We start from the raw sequence: 310 nt of genomic DNA, 5'->3' as shown, positions 1-310 counted from the left end.
TGCAGGAGACGCGCCGCGCGCACGTCCACCTGCGCGAGCAGGGCCGCTTCAATGGGCGCTACGCGCTGCTGTGCCGCGACTACCTGCGCGCGCACCCCCTCGCGGCGAACGCCTACGCCGACGTCAAGCGGCAGCTCGCCCGCCACGTCGGCGGCGACCCGGAGAAGTACTACGACGTCAAGGATCCCGTGTTCGACATCATCATGGCGGGCGCCTTCGACTGGGCCGCCACCGCCCGCTGGGCGCCGCCGCCCACCGACGCCTAGCCGCGCCCCAGCAGGGCCAGCACCTCCGCGTCGGACGTCTGCGG

The 310-nt window shown here is 73.9% G+C and carries 1 protein-coding gene; it reads left to right on the top strand.

Going from position 1 to position 310, the window contains the following annotated elements; genetic code table 11:
• Positions 1-266: GrpB family protein (locus DEIPI_RS29670; protein WP_211238268.1), on the top strand; the 266-nt coding region annotated here is incomplete at its 5' end.
• Positions 267-310 lie beyond the last annotated feature (44 nt).

Source organism: Deinococcus pimensis DSM 21231 (assembly GCF_000519345.1).
GTDB lineage: Bacteria > Deinococcota > Deinococci > Deinococcales > Deinococcaceae > Deinococcus_A > Deinococcus_A pimensis.
The sequence above is the reverse complement of the archived record's forward strand: the minus strand, read 5'-3'. Positions and strand labels throughout refer to the sequence as shown.